The organism is Pseudomonas chlororaphis subsp. chlororaphis (genome assembly GCF_003945765.1).
Classification (GTDB): domain Bacteria; phylum Pseudomonadota; class Gammaproteobacteria; order Pseudomonadales; family Pseudomonadaceae; genus Aquipseudomonas; species Aquipseudomonas chlororaphis.
Genome location: NZ_CP027712.1, coordinates 637,997 through 656,149, shown reverse-complemented (window position 1 = coordinate 656,149; position 18,153 = coordinate 637,997). Strand labels below are relative to the sequence as shown.

Genomic DNA, 18,153 nt, shown 5'->3' with positions numbered 1-18,153 from the left:
CGCCAACCCTGGGGTTGGCGTTGTGTCTGTGCCGTTGTGTCCGGACAGCAGTGGCCTTAGCGGGGCACGACCGGTTTGCGGGCTGGCTTCTTGCCTTTGCCCTTGGCCGCATCCGTGCGTTCCTTGGCGGCCTGCTTGTTGCGGGCCATCGCGGCGGCCTTGGCCTGTTCGCGCTTGTCCCACGGGTTGCTACCGTCGCTGCCGCGTGGAGGCAGACCGGTGTGCTGGGTGAGAATTTTGGTGGTTTCCTTGGCCACTTTGTGGCTGCCAGCCGGCGTCGAGTTCTTGCGACGAGCGCTCTGGTAGCTGTCGGTCGACGGCTGATGCAAAGGAATCAACTGGTTCTTGCCCGGCCCGATCAGGTCGGCGCGGCCCATGCGGGTCAGCGCTTCACGCAGCATCGGCCAGCCTTTCGGGTCGTGGTAACGCAGGAACGCCTTGTGCAGGCGACGCTGCTCCTCGCTCTTGACGATGGTCACCCCGTCACTCTTGTAGGTGACCTTGCGCAGCGGGTTCTTGCCCGAGTGGTACATCGCGGTGGCGGTGGCCATCGGCGACGGGTAGAACGCCTGCACCTGGTCGGCGCGGAAACCATTGCCCTTGAGCCACAGGGCCAGGTTCATCATGTCTTCGTCGGTGGTGCCCGGGTGCGCGGCGATGAAGTACGGAATCAGGTACTGCTCCTTGCCCGCTTCCTTGGAGTATTTCTCGAACATCCGCTTGAACCGGTCGTAGCTACCGATGCCCGGCTTCATCATCTGGTTGAGCGGACCTTCCTCGGTGTGTTCCGGGGCAATCTTCAGGTAGCCACCGACGTGGTGGGTCACCAGCTCCTTGACGTACTCCGGCGACTCGACCGCGAGGTCGTAACGCAGGCCGGAAGCGATCAGGATCTTCTTCACCCCCGGCAAGGCGCGGGCGCTGCGATACAGCTGGATCAGCGATGAGTGGTCGGTGTTCAGGTTCGGACAGATGCCAGGGAACACGCAGGACGGCTTGCGGCACGCGGATTCGATTTCCGGGCTCTTGCAGGCGATGCGGTACATGTTCGCGGTCGGGCCGCCGAGGTCGGAGATGACCCCGGTAAAACCTGGAACCTTGTCGCGAATCTCTTCGATCTCGCGAATGATCGACTCTTCGGAACGGTTCTGGATGATCCGCCCTTCGTGCTCGGTGATCGAGCAGAAGGTGCAACCACCGAAGCAGCCACGCATGATGTTCACCGAGAAACGGATCATGTCGTAGGCCGGGATCTTCTCCTTGCCGTACGCCGGGTGCGGGATGCGCTGATACGGCATGCCAAACACGTAGTCCATCTCTTCGGTGGTCATCGGGATGGGCGGCGGGTTGAACCAGACATCGATCTCGCCATGTTTCTGCACCAGCGCACGGGCGTTGCCCGGGTTGGTTTCCAGGTGCAGCACGCGGTTGGCGTGGGCGTAGAGCACCGGATCGTTACGCACCTTTTCCATGGACGGCAGGCGGATCACCGTCTTGTCCCGGGTCATCTTCGGGCTGGCCAGGATCTGCACGACCTTGGCTTCCTGAGGATCCTCGACCGGGCCTTTTTCCTGCTCGATGGCACAGGCCTGGGTGTCCTGGGTGTTGACGTAGGGGTTGATGATCTTGTCGATCTTGCCCGGACGGTCGATACGCGTGGAGTCCACTTCGTACCAGCCCTGCGGCGTGTCACGGCGGATGAACGCGGTGCCGCGCACGTCGGTGATGTCTTCGATCTTGTGCCCGTAGGACAGGCGCTGGGCGACTTCGACAATCGCCCGCTCGGCGTTGCCGTAGAGCAGGATGTCGGCGCTGGCGTCGATCAGGATCGAGTTGCGCACCCGGTCCTGCCAGTAGTCGTAGTGGGCGATGCGGCGCAGGGAGGCTTCGATGCCGCCCAGGACGATCGGCACGTGCTTGTAGGCTTCCTTGCAGCGCTGGCTGTAGACCAGGCTGGCGCGGTCCGGACGCTTGCCCGCCAGGCCACCCGGGGTGTAGGCGTCGTCGGAGCGGATTTTCTTGTCCGCGGTGTAGCGGTTGATCATCGAGTCCATGTTGCCGGCCGCGACGCCGAAGAACAGGTTCGGCTCGCCGAGCTTCATGAAGTCGTCTTTGGACTGCCAGTTCGGCTGGGCGATGATCCCGACGCGGAAGCCCTGGGACTCCAGCAGCCGGCCGATGATCGCCATGCCGAACGACGGGTGATCGACGTAGGCATCGCCGGTGACGATGATGATGTCGCAGGAATCCCAGCCGAGCTGATCCATCTCCGCCCTGCTCATCGGCAGGAACGGCGCCGGTCCGAAACATTCGGCCCAGTACTTGGGATAGTCAAATAACGGCTTGGCTGCTTGCATGTCGATGACCGGTATAGGTGTAGATGAGGGCGCGTTTATTTACAGAGAAATTCGCGGGCGCGGAATATAGCACAAAAAATAACCAATTCCGACGACTATGGTCGGAAATCGGTGGCCTGTGGCCGCTGTCGCAGACTGCGATCGGCTGCGCGGCAGACGCAACGCTCACCAATCGAACGAAGGTCCTGCGGCCCTTGTCGCAGCCTGCGGCAGCGGCTACGGCTGTTTATTCGTCGTCGTCGAAGTTGTAGCTGCCCGGCGCGAGGTTCTCGAAGCGGGTGTACTTGCCGATGAACGCCAGGCGGATAAAGCCGATGGGGCCGTTCCGCTGCTTGCCGATGATGATCTCGGCAATGCCCTTGTGCTCGGTCTCGGGGTGATACACCTCGTCCCGGTACACGAACATGATGACGTCGGCGTCCTGCTCGATCGCTCCGGATTCGCGCAAGTCGGAGTTTACCGGGCGCTTGTTCGGGCGCTGCTCGAGGGAGCGGTTGAGCTGGGACAGGGCCACTACCGGGCAGTTGAATTCCTTGGCCAGGGCCTTGAGGGAACGGGAGATCTCGGAAATCTCGTTGGTCCGGTTGTCGCCGCTGGAACCCGGGATCTGCATCAACTGCAGGTAGTCGATCATGATCAGGGCGATGTCGCCGTGCTCACGCACCAGGCGGCGGGTCCGCGCGCGCATTTCCGAAGGGCTGATACCGGCGGTGTCGTCGATGAACAGCTTGCGGTCGTTGAGCAGGTTGACCGCCGAGGTCAGGCGCGGCCAGTCGTCGTCTTCCAGCTGGCCGGAACGCACCTTGGTCTGGTCGATACGGCCGAGGGACGACAACATACGCATGATCAGCGATTCGCCTGGCATCTCGAGGGAGTACACCAGCACCGCCTTGTCGCTGCGCAGTACGGCGTTTTCCACCAGGTTCATGGCAAAGGTGGTCTTACCCATGGACGGACGACCGGCGACGATGATCAGGTCGGCAGGCTGCAGGCCGCTGGTCTTCTCGTCGAGGTCGGTGTAGCCGGTGGAAAGGCCGGTGATGGCGTTGTCGGTGTTGAACAGGGTGTCGATGCGGTCGATGGCCTTGGTCAGCAACTCGTTGACGCCCACTGGCCCGCCGGTCTTCGGACGCGCTTCGGCGATCTGGAAGATCTGCCGTTCGGCTTCGTCGAGAATCTCTTCGGCGGTGCGGCCTTCGGGGTTGAAGGCGCTGTCGGCGATCTCGGTGCTGATGCCGATCAGCTGGCGCAGGGTGGCGCGCTGGCGAACGATCTGCGCATAAGCCTTGATGTTGGCCACCGACGGCGTGTTCTTCGCCAGTTCACCCAGGTAGCCCAGGCCACCGACCTGGGACGTCTGACCTTCCTTGTCCAGCTGTTCGGACAGGGTCACGACGTCGATTGGCATGTTCTGATCGGCCAGCTTGGCGATCGCACGGAAGATCAGGCGATGGTCATGTCGATAGAAATCGCCGTCGGAGACTTGATCGAGCACCCGCTCCCAGGCGTTGTTGTCCAGCATCAGACCACCGAGCACGGCCTGTTCGGCCTCGATGGAATGTGGCGGCACCTTCAGGGCAGCGGTTTGCAGATCGTATTGCTCGGGAGCGGAGATATCGTTCATGGCCACTTGGTTTTTTAGGAAAAGCAGGGGTTTGAAAAACTGAGGGTACAGAAAGACAAAGGGCACGACCTGTAAACAGGATCGTGCCCGATGTTACCGGCTAGCTCCCGAGGGTGCCAGCCGACAAGTACTGCTTAAGCTGCTACCACGACAACGCGTACGGTGGCTTCAACTTCAGCGTGCAGGTGCACGGCTACGTCGAATTCACCTACGTTGCGGATGGTGCCGTTCGGCAGACGAACTTCGCTTTTTGCAACTTCAACGCCGGAGGCGGTCAGTGCATCAGCGATGTCGTGGGTGCCGATCGAACCGAACAGCTTGCCTTCGTCACCAGCGGTGGCAGTGATAGTCACTTCCAGCTCAGCCAGTTGGGCAGCGCGAGTTTCGGCAGAAGCCTTTTTCTCTGCAGCCAGTTTTTCCAGCTCGGCACGACGCGCTTCGAACGCAGCCAGGTTGGCAGCGGTAGCAGCGGTGGCTTTGCCGAAAGGCAGCAGGTAGTTACGGCCGTAACCGGCCTTAACGTTTACCTTATCGCCCAGGTTGCCCAGGTTGGCGATTTTTTCCAGCAGGATCAGTTCCATTTGGTAATAACCTCTTAACTTTTAACCTTCACCGTTCGCAGGACCGTTATCGGCGTCTTTCGGCGCCGAACGACCGCGAAAATCAATCAGGCTGTCGACTATGGCCAACACCACGAGCAACGGATAGATCAGCTGCATAAACAGCAACAGCGTTACGTACAACCCCACCAGCCAGAACCTGGCCAGTCGCCCTTGCGCCACCAGCCCGTGAATCAGGGCCAGCCCGGCGAACACCAGCGGTACGCTGCACAACGGCGTCAGCATCGCCATCTGTGGACCGAGGTTCGGTCCCAGCAGCATGCAGGCCAGCAGCAACATCGCCAGTCCCAGCGGGAGCTTGATAGCGCGAAACTCGCGCCCAAAACCACCCGGGTTGTACAACAACGCCTGCCAGTAGCGCCCGACAATCAGGCTCAGCACACTGACGACCTGCAACAAAGCCGCAATCAGGCCGGTCAGGACCGGTGCAATCAGTGAGGCGAGACGAGCCCGCTCTTCAACCGACAGTTGCTGGTAGAGATCACCGAGGGCCAGCGGCAGGATTTTTACCAACTCCTGCGAGAGCATCTCGATCTGAGGGCGGTAAGCCACACCCAGCACTCCAGCAAACACCAGGCCCAGCGCTATGCTGACCAGCAGCACACGGTTCCAGGATTCGCTTGCGCGCAAAACCAACGCAAGGCCCGAAGACCCGAGCAACACCATGAGTGCGCGTGGATCATCGGAATACAGCCACCAGAACAATGCCGGCAGCAATCCCAGGGCGAGGACACCAAGGGCGTCGCTCAAGCCGCGCCGCAGGAGCACCAGGCTTCCCGCAGCAGCACCCAACCAATACAACAACGGCAATGCCGCACATCCGGCCACTACCAGAGTGGCCTGCATACGGCCGCGCATGATGAACTCAGCTAAGGCGCGCATGCATTCAATCCCTTACTACTTGTCGACTGCCCGGTCTCAGCGGCCGTGGCTGTCGGTGTAGGCCAGCAGGGCCAGGAAGCGGGCGCGCTTGATAGCGGTGGCCAGCTGACGCTGATAACGAGCTTTGGTACCGGTGATACGGCTTGGAACGATTTTGCCGGTCTCGGATACGTAGGCTTTCAGAGTGTTGAGATCTTTGTAATCGATCTCTTTCACGTCTTCAGCGGTGAAGCGGCAGAATTTACGACGACGGAAGAAACGTGCCATGTAATTGGCTCCTCAAAAGGTCCGTGGATTACTCGTCAGCGTTATCGCTGGCGTCGCTGTTATCGCTGTCATCGCCATCGGCGCTGTCAGAATGCTCAGGACGGTCACGACGCTCACGGCGCTCACTGCGGTTCTCTTCAGCCTTGAGCATCTCGGATTGGCCAGTGATGGCTTCTTCGCGACGGATGACCAGGTTACGGATCACAGCATCGTTGTAACGGAAGTTGTCTTCCAGCTCAGCCAGGGCTTTACCGGTGCACTCAACGTTCAGCATCACGTAGTGAGCCTTGTGAACATTGTTGATTGCGTAGGCCAGTTGACGACGGCCCCAGTCTTCCAGACGGTGGATTTTGCCGCCGTCTTCTTCGATCAGCTTGGTGTAACGCTCAACCATGCCGCCGACTTGCTCGCTCTGGTCAGGGTGGACCAGAAAGATGATTTCGTAATGACGCATGAATGCTCCTTACGGGTTGTAGCCTGCCGCTCAAAAGCGGTCAGACAAGGAGTGAATGACACTTGTGTGTCTTGCCTCAGAGATAGGCACATATGCGCCTGCCGCAACGGCAAGGGGCGCAATTGTAGAGAAGGGGGAACAGCGGCGCAAGGCAATTGGTGATTATTTGAACAACTGGGCGCCAGGGCGCGCCAAACCTGCCAGACAGGCCTGCTCACGATTGCAGCACCTCGGTCGGGCCGCTATCGCGAGCAAGCTCGCACCTACATAGAGGGAGGAAACTCAGGCCTTCCTGGCTGCGCTCTTGGCTTTGGCCGCACGCTGGCGCGTGGCTTCGAACAGGCACACGCCGGTAGCCACCGAAACGTTGAGACTGCTGACGCTACCGGCCATCGGCAGGCGCACCAGGAAATCGCAATGCTCGCGGGTGAGGCGACGCATACCCTTGCCTTCGGCGCCCATGATCAGGATGGTCGGCCCGGTCAGGTCCTGGTCATACAGTTCCTGCTCGGCTTCGCCAGCCGTGCCAACGACCCACAGGCCGCGCTGCTGGAGCTTTTCCAGGGTGCGCGCGAGGTTGGTCACGGCCACCAGCGGAATCACTTCCGCGGCGCCGCACGCCACCTTACGTACGGTCGGGGTCAGGGTCGCCGATTTGTCTTTCGGCACCAGCACCGCCAGTGCTCCGGCCGCATCGGCAGTGCGCAGGCAGGCGCCAAGGTTATGCGGGTCGGTCACGCCGTCCAGCACGAGAAGCAGCGGCGCGCCCTCGGTACGGTCGAGCAACTCATCGAGCATCGCTTCGCCCCAGACCTGGCTTGGACTCACTTCAGCCACGACGCCCTGGTGAACGCCTTCGACCCAGGCGTCCATTTCGCGACGCTCGGCCTGACCGACCGCCACGCGATTCTGCCCGGCCAGGTCCACCAGCACCTGTACACGCGGATCGCTACGGCCTTCGGCCAGCCAGATCTGCTTGACGCGCTTGGGGTGGTGACGCAGCAATGCTTCTACAGCGTGCACGCCGTAGATCTTTTCCAACTGACTCATGACTTGGCCTTGGGTTTACGTGCCCCGCCGCTTTTCGCCGCAGGACCTGCGCCCGCTTTCGGCGGACCTTTACGATGTTTGCTCGGTTTGCTGGACGCCGGCTTTCCGGACTTTCCCCCAGACGCCGCTTTACCGCCGCTCTTGGCTTCGGCCAGCAGCGCCTGCTTCATCTCACGACTCTTGCGCACTTCGGCGTTTTTCGCCGCCGCATCGCTGGAGCGGTAGGCCTCGACCGGCTTCTCCTTGGCCGGACCACGACGCCCGGCCTTGGCTGGGGCAGGCTCGGCGGCCGTCTTGGCCGGAGGCACATCGACAGCGCCACGCTTTTTGCGACCGATCGGCGCACTGATGGTTTTTTCCGCCATCTCGAAGTCGATCTTGCGCTCGTCCAGATCGACGCGCATGACCCGCACTTCCACGCTGTCACCCAGGCGGAAGCTGCGGCCGGTGCGCTCACCGGCGAGGCGGTGATGCACAGGATCGAAGTGGTAGTAGTCGCCCGGCAGCGCCGTGACATGCACCAGACCTTCGACATAGATATCGGTCAATTCGACGAACAGGCCAAAACCGGTCACCGCAGTGATCACGCCCGGGAACGCCTCGCCCACGCGGTCTTTCATGTATTCGCACTTGAGCCAGTTCACCACGTCGCGGGTCGCTTCGTCGGCACGCCGCTCGCTCATCGAGCACTGCTCGCCAAGCTGCTCGAGAATCGCCTCGTCGTAGGGATAGATGCGCGCCTTCGGAATGCTCATCGCACCGGCACGACGCACGTGAGGCGTGTTCTGCTTGGAGTGGATGACACTGCGAATCGCCCGGTGAGTCAGCAGGTCCGGGTAACGGCGAATCGGCGAGGTGAAGTGGGTATAGGCTTCGTAGTTCAGGCCGAAGTGGCCCTGATTGTCAGCGCTGTACACCGCCTGGCTCAAGGAGCGCAGCATCACGGTCTGGATCAGATGGAAGTCCGGACGATCCTTGATGCTTTCCAGCAGGGCCTGGTAGTCCTTCGGCGTCGGGCCGTCCTTGCCTTTATGCAGGGACAGGCCGAGCTCGCCGAGGAAGGCGCGCAGCTTTTCCAGGCGCTCTGGCGGCGGGCCGTCGTGAACGCGATAGAGCGCGGGGATTTCGTGCTTCTTGAGGAATTCGGCGGTGGCCACGTTGGCCGCCAGCATGCATTCCTCGATCAGCTTGTGCGCATCATTACGGGTAGTCGGACGAATTTCCGCGATCTTGCGCTCGGAACCGAAGATGATCCGGGTTTCCTGGGTCTCGAAGTCGATGGCGCCACGGGTATGACGGGCACCGAGCAACACCTTGTACAGCGCATAAAGCTGCTTGAGGTGCGGCACGACATCGGCGTACTCGCCACGCAGTTGCTTAGCCTCGCTGGTTTTCGGCTGCTCAAGGATAGTGCTGACCTTGTTGTAGGTCAGGCGCGCCTTGGAGTGGATCACCGCTTCGTAGAATTGGTAGTCGGTCATCTCGCCGGATTTGGAGATGGTCATCTCGCACACCATGGCCAGACGATCGACTTTCGGGTTCAGCGAGCACAGGCCGTTGGACAGCTGTTCCGGCAGCATCGGCACCACGCGCTCGGGGAAATACACCGAGTTGCCGCGCACCTGAGCCTCGTTATCCAGCGCCGAACCGATCTTCACGTAACTGGAAACGTCGGCAATCGCCACGTACAGCTTCCAGCCACCGCCGAACAGGCGCAGCTTGCCGGGCTTGGCTTCGCAATAGACTGCATCGTCGAAGTCGCGAGCATCTTCGCCGTCGATGGTGACGAACGGCAGATCACGCAGGTCGATGCGCTTCTCTTTGTCCTTCTCTTCGACTTCCGGCTTGAGCTTGCCGGCTTCCTTCAGCACCGCCTCGGGCCAGACGTGAGGAATATCGTAGGTGCGCAAGGCAACATCGATTTCCATGCCCGGGGCCATGTAGTTGCCCACGACCTCGACCACGTCGCCTTGCGGCTGGAAGCGCGGAGTCGGCCAGTGGGTGATCTTCACCTCGACGAACTGGCCGATCTTGGCGCCGGCATTGCGGCCCGGGGTCACCAGCACTTCCTGCTGGATCTTCGGGTTGTCCGCCACCACAAAACCGATTCCGCCTTCTTCGAAATAACGGCCGACGATGCTCTCGTGGGCACGGGACACTACTTCGACGATCATGCCTTCGCGGCGACCGCGGCGATCCAGACCGGAAACCCGGGCCAGCGCACGGTCGCCATCGAACACCAGGCGCATCTGCGCCGGGCTCATGAACAGGTCGTCGCTGCCGTCATCCGGAACCAGGAAGCCGAAGCCGTCACGGTGACCGCTGATACGGCCGAGGATCAGGTCGAGCTTGTCCACCGGCGCATACGTGCCGCGGCGTGTGTAGATCAGTTGGGCATCGCGCTCCATGGCGCGCAGGCGGCGACGCAGGGCTTCGATCTGGTCTTCTGTGGTCAGACCAAACTCTTCGACCAACTGTTCGCGGTTAGCAGGCGAACCCCGATCAGCAAGGTGCTGAAGGATCAGTTCGCGGCTAGGGATAGGGTTTTCATATTTTTCCGCTTCACGAGCGGCCTCGGGATCGAGGGACTGCCAATCGGCCATTAGATAAATTTCACCTTGTCTATATGCGGGTTAGTTTGGCATACGCGTATTGAAACGGGAAATTTCAGGCTAAGACAGGCTCCGAAAAGTCCTTTAGAGGCTTCAGAATCATCCTGCAAAAGCCGTCGGCGAATTTTTTTCAATATTTTCAAGATCAGGGGTTTACAGCTCAAAAGGTGGTCCGTATAGTGCGCGCCATCGACGACGGAGACGTTGCCGATACTGCCCAGATGGTGAAATTGGTAGACACGCCAGCTTCAGGTGCTGGTGGCCGCAAGGCCGTGGAAGTTCGAGTCTTCTTCTGGGCACCAATTCAGAGCTGTAGATCGTTTGAATCTTCAGACTCCTCCAAAAACCCGCGAAAGCGGGTTTTTGCATTCTAAGTGTTTGATTTATTGAATCTAAGTCAAAACAGGGCTTTACAGATTCAAAGGCGCTCCGTATAGTTCGCCCCATCAACAGCGGCAACGCTGCTGATACTGCCCAGATGGTGAAATTGGTAGACACGCCAGCTTCAGGTGCTGGTGGCCGCAAGGCCGTGGAAGTTCGAGTCTTCTTCTGGGCACCACATTCAAGTTTCACAGCATAGCTGTGAAGCCTCACAAAAACCCGCGAAAGCGGGTTTTTGCGTTTCTGGCCCACAACAATCATTTCCCCCGCCCAAGCGCCCCTCCTCCAGGACTCTCCAGCCCGCCAAGCCGCACATGAGAAACAATATCGTTTATGATTGTTACAAGTTTTTGCGGCACCACAGTGAGGAACCCTGCGAATGATGTTTAGAAACACCTCCCTTCCAACATCCCTTCTGCGCGGCTTGACCATCACTTTGCTGGGCCTGGCCCTGGCATCTCCACTCACTCAAGCAGCCGATCCGGTTTCCCTGACGCTGTACAACGGCCAGCACAAGGAAGTCGGCGACGCCATCGCCAAGGCTTTCGAGGCCAAGACCGGCATTCACGTCAATGTGCGCAAGGGCAGCAGCAACCAGCTCGCCAGCCAGATCGTGGAAGAAGGCGAGCGCTCCCCCGCCGACGTGATCTACACCGAAGAATCGCCGCCCCTGAACAAACTCGGCGAGCAAGGCCTGCTGGCCAAGACCGATGCTGCGACCCTTGAAGTCCTGCCCAAGGACTACGTCGCCGGTAACGGCACCTGGATCGGCATTACCGCCCGAGTTCGTGTGGTAGCGTTCAACCCGAAGCTGATCGACGAAAAAGACCTGCCTGCATCGGTGATGGAGTTCTCCCAGCCACAATGGCAAGGCAAGGTAGGCTTCGTTCCCACCAGCGGCGCATTCCAGGAACAGGCCGTGGCAATCATCAAGCTGCACGGGATGGACGCCGCCGAAGAATGGCTGACCGGCCTGCGCGCTTTCGGCAAGACCTACAGCAATAATATGGTGGCCTTGAAGGCCGTGGAAAACGGCGAAGTCGCCACCGTGCTGGTGAACAACTACTACTGGTTCGCCCTGCAACGTGAAAAAGGCCAGCTTGACTCGAAGCTGCACTATTTCACCGGCGGCGATGCCGGCGGATTGATCACCGTATCCAGCGCCGCGGTACTCAAGTCCAGCAAACACCCCAAAGAAGCCCAGCAATTCCTCGCTTATATGGCCAGCGAAGAAGGCCAGCGCGTAATCACCCAGACCACCGCAGAATATCCGCTGCGCAAAGGCCTGGAATCGGATCGAGGCCTCAAGCCGTTCAGTGAACTGCAAGCGCCGAAAGTCACCCCGGCCGACCTCGGCAACGCCGAAGAAGCCCTGGAACTGGAACGCGAAGTCGGCCTGAACTGATGAGCCCATCGCTGCCCACCCCCGCCTCACGCACGAACTACATACCGAGGCGCAGGGGACCATCAATCTGGCTGCTGCTACCGGTCCTGTTGCTGGTCGGGCTCAGCCTGCTGCCATTGCTCTATGTCGGGCTCAAGGCCTGGCAGGCCGGCTGGGCCGAAGCCCTGCACCTGCTGTGGCGACCCTATGTATTCGGCCTGCTGCGCAACACCCTGCTACTGCTCATTGGCGTGACCGTTACCTGCGCTATCGTCGGCCTGTCCCTGGCCTGGCTACTGGAACGCAGCGACTTGCCGGGGCGACGCCTCTGGGGCGTGATCCTGTGCCTGCCCTTTGCCGTACCAGCTTTCGTCAGCAGCTTCACCTGGGTCTCCCTCAGCGCCAGCTTCGAAGGCCTGGGCGGGGCCATCCTGGTCATGAGCCTGTCCAAGTACCCGCTGGTATTCCTGCCTGTCGCGGCCACCTTGCGCAATCTCGATCCCTCCCTGGAGGAATCGGCCCGCACCCTCGGGCAGAATCGCTGGGGCGTATTCTTCCGGATCACCCTACCCCTGCTCTGGCCCTCATTGCTGGCCGGCTCGCTACTGATCGCCCTGCACATGCTGGTGGAGTTCGGTGCACTGTCGATTATCGGCCTGCAAACCTTCACCACCGCGATCTATCAGCAGTTCGAACTGGAGTTCAGCAATGCCAACGCGGCGATGCTTTCCGCCGTGCTGCTAGCGCTGTGCCTGGCCCTGCTGTGGCTGGAATTGCGGGTTCGCGGCAAAGGCCGCCATGTACGAACCGGCCAGGGCGCGGCACGACATGCCGAGCAAGTGCGCCTCGGCAAATGGGCGATTGGCGGACAACTGTACTGCGCGCTGCTGACCCTGATCGGCAGCGGCATTCCGCTGGGCATGCTGGCGTACTGGCTGGCCGTCGGCTCATCGGCCGCTTTCCCGGTGGCCGCCATCAGCGAAGCCCTGCTCTCCTCCCTGGCGCTATCGCTGGGTGGCGCGGCGCTGTGCCTGGTGCTGGCAGTACCGGTCGGACTGCTGGTGGTGCGCCACAAGGGTCGCCTGGCACTCTGGGCCGAACGCCTGCCTTACCTGCTGCACGCCCTGCCAGGCCTGGTGATCGCGCTGACGCTGGTGTTCTTTGCCCTGCACTACGTACCGGCGCTGTATCAGACCTCAGCCCTGTTGCTGATCGCCTACGCCCTGCTGTTCCTGCCCCTGGCGCAGGCACCGATCCGCACCGCCCTGAACAAGGCGGCACCGCAACTCGAGGAAGCCGCCCGCACCCTGGGCGCCTCCTCATTCACAGCCTTCTGCCGCGTGACTCTGCCGATCATTTTCCCAGCTTTGGGCGCCGCCTTTGCCCTGGTATTCCTGGATGCCATGAAGGAACTGACGGCCACCCTGCTGCTCAGCCCGACTGGGCTGAATACGCTGGCAACGGAAGTCTGGGCACACACGGCGAATGTGGAGTTTGCCGCCGCAGCGCCTTATGCGGCGCTGTTGATCCTGGTATCGGGGCTACCGGTCTATCTGCTGACGACACGGATGTATCTGAGCCGCTGAGCCCACTCCTACAGAAAGCCTTCTGTAGGAGCCCCGCCCCGAGCATTCAAGCCTCGTGAACACTCAAGCCCGGAACTGCCCCAGGCTGGCCTTCAGTTGGGCTGCCAGGCTATCCAGTACCTTGCCGCTGGCCGTGGTCTCCACCACAGCCTGAGCTGCCCGCTCGGCCTGGGCATGGATGGTCTCGACCCGGCCGCGCACTGCTTGCGCGCCCTGAGCCTGATGGGCAGCCGCCTGGGTCGCCAGGCCAATCGCCGCGTGCACCTGCTCCACCGACGACTGCACCGATTGTTGCAACCGCGCACTGTCGCGCAACACCAGCAACCCTTCGCTGGCCTGCCTTCCAGCCTGGCCGATCGCCGCCACCGCCTCGCGCGCGCCCTGCTGCAGCGCACCGATATGCGCCTGGATATCGCCGGTAGAGCTTTGCGTCTTGCTCGCCAGCGCCCTGACCTCATCGGCCACCACCGCAAAGCCGCGCCCGGTTTCCCCGGCCCGCGCCGCTTCAATGGCCGCATTCAAGGCCAGCAGGTTGGTCTGCTCGGCAATCCCATGAATCACCGTCAACACCACCTCGATCTGTTCGCTCTGCTGCGCCAGACGTTCGATGACCTTGGCCCCCGTGTCGACCTGCCCCGCCAGCGCCTCGATAAGACCGCCCACCTGGGCCGAGGTGCGAGTGTTTTCGTCGGTCGCCTGACGGATCTCCACCACCTGCTGCAAGGCCGCCTGCATCGCCTGGCTTTCCGCCTGGGCTTCGTCAGCCATCTGCGACAGCGCCCGCAAACTCTCCGCCACCTCGTCACGCTGGGCCTCGGCCGCGGCGTCCGCCCCAGCATTACGCAGGCTCATCGCGCCGATTTCGACGCCAGTACGCTGCGCCACATCGCCGGCCTCACGCACGATCGGCTGCAACTTGTCGACAAAACGATTGACCGCCGAGGCCATGTCGCCGATCTCGTCATTGCTGTTGAGCTGGACCCGCTTGGTCAAATCACCCTCACCGGCGGCCAGATCGTTTAACGCGGCGATCAGCAGATGCAGCTTGCTGACCACTCGCCGCCCCAGCACCACCGCCAGCAACAGCAAGACCCCGCAGCCGACCAGCGCCAGGCCCATGCCGATGCGCCAGCGCAGGGTGGCCGCCGCGTCCTGCACCGTACCCGCGGTGTTGGCCTGCATGTCCGAAGCGGTGGTCTGCGCCGACTGCAGGCGCGCACGCATGGCCGCCGAACTGTCCGCCGAAGCGCCCTTGAGGCTATCGCCAACCAGTTGGTCGCTGCTGGCGATCAAGGCCTCGAAACGCTTGTCCAGCGCCGCCACATCCGCCTCGACCGACGCCGTGGAAACCCCCATCAGCACCTTGCCGATCTCCACGCCGTTAGGACTGATGGAGGCTTCCAGGTAGTAGACCGATGGATCGTTCTTGGCCGCGTCCAGCACCTTGTCCAGGGCACGCTCGCCCTTGCCCTTTTCCAGCAGCGCCTTGTTGATCGGGTTTTCCCGGTTCAGATAGCGGGTCAGGTGCTCGCCATTGGCATCGTCGTACACCACGAACAGCACGTTGGGATTGCGCTGGGCGCGCCGGGCGAACTCGGAGAGGGTCGGAACGTCGCTGTCCCACATGGCGCGCGGGGCCACCGAAGCGAGCAACTGGGCCATATCGTTGGCTGAATCCTTGAGATCCTTCTCCAGCGTCGCGCGCAATTGCGCCTGCTCCTCTTCCAGGCGCGAGGAGAGCCCGGCGGTCAAGCGTTGCCGGGTGTTGCTGGAAAGGCTTTCCAGGCTCGAGGTGACCTCACGAGCCGCCTGTTCCAGTTCGCCGGACAGCTTCTGGCTATCGACGCCCAGACGAGCGGCCAGATCCGCCTCCAGGGCCGTTACCGTGCTCCGGGTCAGGGCAACGGCAACCAACACCTGCACCAAAAGAGCGATACCAAGGGTAACGAACACAGGCCGCAACAAACGGCTTTGTAACAGTGAGAGAACGGCCGACACAGGAAATCCCTCTACTTCAACGCCATCAAACTGATGGCACTCTGGAAGAGCAAATCACAGCAAGGGTCGTGCCGCCCGGCAGGCAGAAACGACAAAGGCCCCTATGAAGGGGCCTTTGTTTTTTACATCAACAGCTTATCAAGCAAACGGGTGACGCAGAACGATGGTCTCGTTGCGGTCCGGGCCTGTCGAAATAATGTCGATCGGCGCGCCGACCAGCTCTTCAATACGCTTGATGTAGGCACGGGCAGCGGCCGGCAGCTCTTCCAGGGTCTTGGCCCCCAGGGTCGACTCGCTCCAGCCTGGCATCTGCTCGTAAACCGGCTCCAGGCCGATATAGCTGTCAGCGTCGGTTGGCGCGTCGATGACTGCGCCATCCTGGTTTTTGTAGCCCACGCAGATATTGATGGTTTCCAGACCGTCCAGCACGTCCAGCTTGGTCAGGCACAGGCCCGAGATGCTGTTGACGTCGATGGCGCGACGCAGGATGACGGCATCGAACCAGCCGCAACGGCGGGCACGGCCGGTGGTTGCACCGAACTCATGGCCACGCTTGGCCAGGAAAGCACCCACGTCATCAAACAGTTCGGTCGGGAACGGACCCGAACCTACCCGAGTGGTGTAAGCCTTGGTGATACCGAGGATGTAGTCCAGGTACATCGGGCCAACGCCCGAACCGGTGGCAATGCCGCCGGCAGTGGTGTTGGAGCTGGTGACGTACGGATAGGTACCGTGGTCGATGTCCAGCAGCGAGCCCTGGGCGCCTTCGAACATGATGTCCTTGCCTGCGCGACGCAGCTGGTGCAGCTCGGCGGTCACGTCCAGCATCATCGGCTTGAGCAGCTCGGCGTATTCCATGCACTCGTCGAGCGTCTTCTGGAAGTCGATGGCCGGCTCTTTGTAGTAATTGACCAGTACGAAGTTGTGGTAGTCCAACAACTCGCCCAGCTTCGCGGCGAAACGCTCGCGGTGGAACAGGTCGCCGATACGCAGGCCGCGACGAGCGACCTTGTCTTCGTAAGCCGGGCCGATGCCGCGACCGGTGGTACCGATCTTCTGCTCGCCGCGGGCCTTTTCACGCGCCTGATCCAGTGCCACGTGGTAGGACAGGATCAGTGGGCAGGATGGGCTGATACGCAGGCGCTCACGCACCGGTACGCCTTTCTCTTCCAGCTTGACGATTTCACGCAGCAAGGCGTCCGGCGCAACCACCACGCCGTTGCCGATCAGGCACTGGACGCCTTCGCGCAGCACACCCGAAGGGATCAGGTGCAAGACGGTTTTCTCGCCGTCGATCACCAGGGTGTGGCCAGCGTTGTGGCCACCTTGGTAGCGCACTACGGCGGCAGCATGTTCGGTCAGCAGATCAACGATCTTGCCTTTGCCCTCATCACCCCACTGGGTGCCCAGGACTACGACATTCTTACCCATAACACTTGTCCTCATTCGCGCAAACTTGGTGCCGGCAACGGCCGGCGGGAAAACTCAAGAAGCCAGCGGCAATACTTGCCAAAGCCCGTTCTGCTGAATCAATTGCCGGTCGCAGTCCGCTTCACGGGCGGCGGCCAATGGTTGTCCAGGCAAGGCCTGAACCACGCGCTGACCCTCACTGCGCAACTGGCAAACCTGCTGCCAGAGGGCTGCATCCGTACTGTCCGGCATCCAGATACCGCCAGACGGTAGCTCGATCTCAGCACGCCCCAGGGTCACCAGGGTTTTCAAATCGGTAGAAAAGCCGGTTGCCGGACGGGCGCGACCGAAGTCGGCGCCGATGTCGTCATAACGACCGCCCTGGGCAATGGACTGGCCAACGCCCGGCACGAACACCGCGAACACCACACCGGTGTGGTAGTGGTAGCCACGCAACTCGCCCAGGTCGAAGTACAGCGGCAATTCAGGGAAACGCACGGAAAGACGCTCGGCAATCGCCAACAGATCGTCCAGGGCCGCCAGTACCGGCGCCGGCGCATTGGCCAGGCGCTCGCGGGCTGCAGCCAGCACTTCACGGCCGCCGCACAGGTCGACCAGCGCCCGCAGCATGCCGGACAGGTCGGCCGGCAGGCCTTCGGTCAAGGTAATGACTTCGTCGATGGCCTTGCGTTGCAGGGCATCGAACAGCTGCTGTTCCACTTCGCCGGAGAGACCCGCCGCGCGGGCCAGGCCACGGTAGATACCGACATGCCCCAGATCCATGTGCACATCCGGCACATCGGCCAGTTGCAGCATCGCCAGCATCAGGCTGATGACTTCCACGTCGCTGCTCGGGCTCGCATCGCCATACAACTCGGCACCCAGCTGGATCGGGCTGCGCGAGGACGACAAGGCACGCGGCTGCGCATGCAGCACGCTACCGGCGTAACACAGGCGGCTCGGGCCTTCGCGACGCAGGGTATGCGCATCGATACGGGCCACCTGCGGCGTAATGTCGGCGCGGAAACCCATCTGCCGGCCCGATTGCGGGTCGATGACCTTGAAGGTACGCAGATCGAGGTCCTGGCCCGCGCCAGTCAGCAAGGATTCCAGGTACTCGATATGAGGGGTCACGACGAACTCGTAACCCCAGCTCTGGAACAGATCCAACACCTGGCGACGCGCAACTTCAATGCGCGCCGCCTCAGGTGGCAGTACTTCTTCGATGCCATCTGGCAGCAGCCAGCGGTCTACCGTTGCCATTACGCCATTCCCCTGTGATCCAGGCGGCCAGCCTATGGGCGGGCCTTGAGTGAAGCAGAAAATGATCGGCCCATGTGCAAACCACGCGCATGGGCGACGGGGCGAAAAGCCTGAAACCGGCTTCGCCACTCACTTTCCTCGAAAAAAACTGTCGAGTCGTTCAACTCGCCGTCTTGCACCAACAACCACAATCAAACGTGCAGACGCAAAAAAGCCGGGAATTTCCCGGCTGCCGCATCATACACTCGTTTTCCCAAAGGATCAC

13 protein-coding genes and 2 tRNA genes are annotated in these 18,153 nt (G+C 61.5%); 4 read left to right on the top strand and 11 right to left on the bottom strand.

Translation table 11 applies throughout. From position 1 onward, the window contains the following. Nucleotides 1–56: 56 nt before the first annotated feature. From C4K27_RS02880 to rnr, 8 genes are all read right to left on the bottom strand, one after another. The gene (locus C4K27_RS02880; RefSeq protein ID WP_007921487.1) at nucleotides 57–2,357 is read right to left on the bottom strand and encodes a YgiQ family radical SAM protein; all 2,301 of its coding nucleotides are present in this window, start codon (nucleotides 2,355–2,357) and stop codon (nucleotides 57–59) included. A gap of 226 nt (nucleotides 2,358–2,583) precedes the next feature. Continuing rightward, nucleotides 2,584–3,981, bottom strand: a complete 1,398-nt coding sequence (dnaB, locus tag C4K27_RS02875) for a replicative DNA helicase (protein WP_007921486.1) — start codon at nucleotides 3,979–3,981, stop codon at nucleotides 2,584–2,586. Between the two features lie 134 nt (nucleotides 3,982–4,115). Beyond that, entirely contained in the window at nucleotides 4,116–4,562 is a 447-nt protein-coding gene (gene rplI / locus C4K27_RS02870) for a 50S ribosomal protein L9 (RefSeq protein ID WP_007921484.1), read from the bottom strand. Nucleotides 4,563–4,583: 21 nt separating this feature from the next. After that, nucleotides 4,584–5,483, bottom strand: a complete 900-nt coding sequence (locus tag C4K27_RS02865; RefSeq protein ID WP_009041913.1) for a hypothetical protein — start codon at nucleotides 5,481–5,483, stop codon at nucleotides 4,584–4,586. A 36-nt stretch (nucleotides 5,484–5,519) separates the two neighbouring features. Continuing rightward, nucleotides 5,520–5,750 (bottom strand): 30S ribosomal protein S18, encoded by a 231-nt coding sequence (rpsR, locus tag C4K27_RS02860; protein WP_002551829.1) that lies wholly within the window; start codon nucleotides 5,748–5,750, stop codon nucleotides 5,520–5,522. Between the two features lie 28 nt (nucleotides 5,751–5,778). Further along, nucleotides 5,779–6,204, bottom strand: coding sequence for a 30S ribosomal protein S6 (gene rpsF, locus C4K27_RS02855; protein WP_007921481.1), 426 nt, complete (start codon nucleotides 6,202–6,204; stop codon nucleotides 5,779–5,781). A gap of 282 nt (nucleotides 6,205–6,486) precedes the next feature. Continuing rightward, entirely contained in the window at nucleotides 6,487–7,254 is a 768-nt protein-coding gene (gene rlmB / locus C4K27_RS02850) for a 23S rRNA (guanosine(2251)-2'-O)-methyltransferase RlmB (RefSeq protein ID WP_053259429.1), read from the bottom strand. Further along, complete coding sequence (gene rnr, locus C4K27_RS02845) at nucleotides 7,251–9,857, bottom strand: ribonuclease R (protein WP_053259428.1); 2,607 nt, start codon at nucleotides 9,855–9,857, stop codon at nucleotides 7,251–7,253. Before rnr ends, rlmB begins: the two co-directional genes overlap by 4 nt. Before the next feature lie 224 nt (nucleotides 9,858–10,081). Here rnr and C4K27_RS02840 point away from each other — a divergent pair. The 4 genes from C4K27_RS02840 (at nucleotide 10,082) to C4K27_RS02825 (ending at nucleotide 13,217) form a co-directional block, all read left to right on the top strand. Continuing rightward, nucleotides 10,082–10,168, top strand: a tRNA-Leu gene (locus C4K27_RS02840). A gap of 170 nt (nucleotides 10,169–10,338) precedes the next feature. Further along, nucleotides 10,339–10,425: transfer RNA gene (locus C4K27_RS02835), tRNA-Leu, on the top strand. Between the two features lie 201 nt (nucleotides 10,426–10,626). Continuing rightward, nucleotides 10,627–11,652: an extracellular solute-binding protein gene (locus C4K27_RS02830; RefSeq protein ID WP_053259427.1), complete on the top strand. Its 1,026-nt coding sequence runs from the start codon at nucleotides 10,627–10,629 to the stop codon at nucleotides 11,650–11,652. Then, on the top strand, nucleotides 11,652–13,217 hold the full coding sequence (locus tag C4K27_RS02825; protein WP_053259426.1) for an ABC transporter permease: 1,566 nt from the start codon (nucleotides 11,652–11,654) through the stop codon (nucleotides 13,215–13,217). Before C4K27_RS02830 ends, C4K27_RS02825 begins: the two co-directional genes overlap by 1 nt. Nucleotides 13,218–13,280: 63 nt before the next feature. Here the strand turns inward: C4K27_RS02825 and C4K27_RS02820 are convergent, their stop codons facing one another. From C4K27_RS02820 to C4K27_RS02810, 3 genes are all read right to left on the bottom strand, one after another. Next, on the bottom strand, nucleotides 13,281–15,215 hold the full coding sequence (locus tag C4K27_RS02820) for a methyl-accepting chemotaxis protein (RefSeq protein ID WP_053259425.1): 1,935 nt from the start codon (nucleotides 15,213–15,215) through the stop codon (nucleotides 13,281–13,283). Between the two features lie 138 nt (nucleotides 15,216–15,353). Next, nucleotides 15,354–16,646, bottom strand: coding sequence for an adenylosuccinate synthase (locus C4K27_RS02815; protein ID WP_009041907.1), 1,293 nt, complete (start codon nucleotides 16,644–16,646; stop codon nucleotides 15,354–15,356). Nucleotides 16,647–16,700: 54 nt separating this feature from the next. Beyond that, nucleotides 16,701–17,888, bottom strand: a complete 1,188-nt coding sequence (locus C4K27_RS02810) for an ATP phosphoribosyltransferase regulatory subunit (protein ID WP_009046692.1) — start codon at nucleotides 17,886–17,888, stop codon at nucleotides 16,701–16,703. Between the last annotated feature and the right edge of the window lie 265 nt (nucleotides 17,889–18,153).

Bases quoted from the DNA above. Each gene is read 5' to 3' on its own strand.
- C4K27_RS02880 (WP_007921487.1), bottom strand. From the start codon at position 2,357: ATGCAAGCAGCCAAGCCGTTATTTGACTATCCCAAGTACTGGGCCGAA.
- dnaB (WP_007921486.1), bottom strand. From the start codon at position 3,981: ATGAACGATATCTCCGCTCCCGAGCAATACGATCTGCAAACCGCTGCC.
- rplI (WP_007921484.1), bottom strand. From the start codon at position 4,562: ATGGAACTGATCCTGCTGGAAAAAATCGCCAACCTGGGCAACCTGGGC.
- C4K27_RS02865 (WP_009041913.1), bottom strand. From the start codon at position 5,483: ATGCGCGCCTTAGCTGAGTTCATCATGCGCGGCCGTATGCAGGCCACT.
- rpsR (WP_002551829.1), bottom strand. From the start codon at position 5,750: ATGGCACGTTTCTTCCGTCGTCGTAAATTCTGCCGCTTCACCGCTGAA.
- rpsF (WP_007921481.1), bottom strand. From the start codon at position 6,204: ATGCGTCATTACGAAATCATCTTTCTGGTCCACCCTGACCAGAGCGAG.
- rlmB (WP_053259429.1), bottom strand. From the start codon at position 7,254: ATGAGTCAGTTGGAAAAGATCTACGGCGTGCACGCTGTAGAAGCATTG.
- rnr (WP_053259428.1), bottom strand. From the start codon at position 9,857: ATGGCCGATTGGCAGTCCCTCGATCCCGAGGCCGCTCGTGAAGCGGAA.
- C4K27_RS02830 (WP_053259427.1), top strand. From the start codon at position 10,627: ATGATGTTTAGAAACACCTCCCTTCCAACATCCCTTCTGCGCGGCTTG.
- C4K27_RS02825 (WP_053259426.1), top strand. From the start codon at position 11,652: ATGAGCCCATCGCTGCCCACCCCCGCCTCACGCACGAACTACATACCG.
- C4K27_RS02815 (WP_009041907.1), bottom strand. From the start codon at position 16,646: ATGGGTAAGAATGTCGTAGTCCTGGGCACCCAGTGGGGTGATGAGGGC.
- C4K27_RS02810 (WP_009046692.1), bottom strand. From the start codon at position 17,888: ATGGCAACGGTAGACCGCTGGCTGCTGCCAGATGGCATCGAAGAAGTA.